1 protein-coding gene is annotated in these 1,384 nt (G+C 73.3%); it reads right to left on the bottom strand.

Features of this window, described 5'->3' with window-relative positions; all coding sequences use genetic code 11:
• On the bottom strand, window positions 1–1,384 hold a 1,384-nt coding region (locus Q0112_RS11905), incomplete at both ends, for an efflux RND transporter permease subunit (protein WP_297975608.1).

Below are 1,384 nucleotides of genomic sequence, written 5' to 3'. Positions count from 1 at the left end.
TCCCACTCGCCATCCCAGAGGAGGGTCGGGAGGCTCTCGTCCTCGGGCTGGCCGTGCAGGCGGATCGCGGGCTTCGGCAGGCCGGTCCAGTCCTGTTCGTCCAGCGCCTGCTCCACGGCGAGCATGCCGTAGAGCGGGGCCTCGAAGGCGCCGGCGAGCTCGGCCGTCACCATCTCGGCGGCGCGGCCGTTGTGGCGGAAGATCGGGTGCGAGGCGCGTTCCTCGGCGATGCGCACCACGTCGCCGAGCTCGACGACGCCGCGGTCGCCCGGGAGCACGTTGGCGGGGATGGGCGTGGTCAGGAAGCGCTCGTCGAGGAGGCGCTCGCCCTTCGGCCGCTCGATGCGGATCGGGATCGGCTGGCGGCCCTCGCCGCGGTGGGAGTAGCCGACGGTGGTGCCGCCGCTGAGCAGCGCGATGGTGTCGAAGACGTCGCTCTCCTCGACGCGGAAGAACTCGAGGTCGTCGGTCGAGATCGTCGCGCGCAGCCGGCGGGCCTCGGCGCCCCAGGAATTGTCGACGTCGACGACGAAGGGGACGGAGCGGAACGCCGCCTCGACGCGCTCGGCGACGGCGCGCCGGGTCGCGGGATCGGGGCCGTAGATCTCGGCGAGGAGCGTCGCCATCACCGGGGGGCCGGGCGGCGGCTCGACCACCTTGAGGCTGGTGCCGGCCGGGACGGGGAGGCGGGCGATGCGCTCGCGGATGTCGAGGGCGATGGCGTGGCTGGCGCGGTCGCGGTCGTGCTTGGGGACGAGGTTGACGGCCACCTCGCCCTGCTCGGGCTGGGTGCGGTAGAAGGCGTGCCGGACGAGGCCGTTGAAGTTGAAGGGCGCGGCGGCGCCGGCGTGGGTCTGCACCGAGCGCACCTCCTCGAGCGCGAGCACCGCGTCCGCGACCCGCTGGGCGACGGCGTCGGTCGCCTCGACCGAGGCGCCCTCGGGGAGGTCGATCGTCACCGAGAGCTCGGACTTGTTGTCGAAGGGCAGGAGCTTCACGGTCACGTCGCGGGTGTAGAAGAGCGCGAGCGAGGCGAGGGTCAGCGCGGCGACGGCGAGAAGGAACCCGCGGCTCGCGCCCTTCGAGGCGAGGATCGGGCGCGCGACCGCCGCATAGAGGCGGCCGAGGCGTCCGCCGTGGCCGCCGTGCCCGTCGGCGGCATGGGCGGGGGCGCGGCCGGCGATGCGCAGCATCAGCCAGGGGGTGACGGTGACGGCGACGAAGAAGGAGAAGATCATCGCCGCCGAGGCGTTGACCGGGATCGGGCTCATGTAGGGGCCCATCATGCCGGAGACGAAGAGCATGGGCAGGAGCGCGGCGACGACGGTGAGGGTGGCTACGATGGTCGGGTTGCCGACCTCGGCCACCGCCTCGATCGCCGCCT

The sequence above is a fragment of the uncultured Amaricoccus sp. genome (genome assembly GCF_937858865.1).
Lineage (GTDB): Bacteria > Pseudomonadota > Alphaproteobacteria > Rhodobacterales > Rhodobacteraceae > Amaricoccus.
Note: the sequence above shows the minus strand (reverse complement) of the source record. Positions and strands in the feature narration are given on the sequence as shown.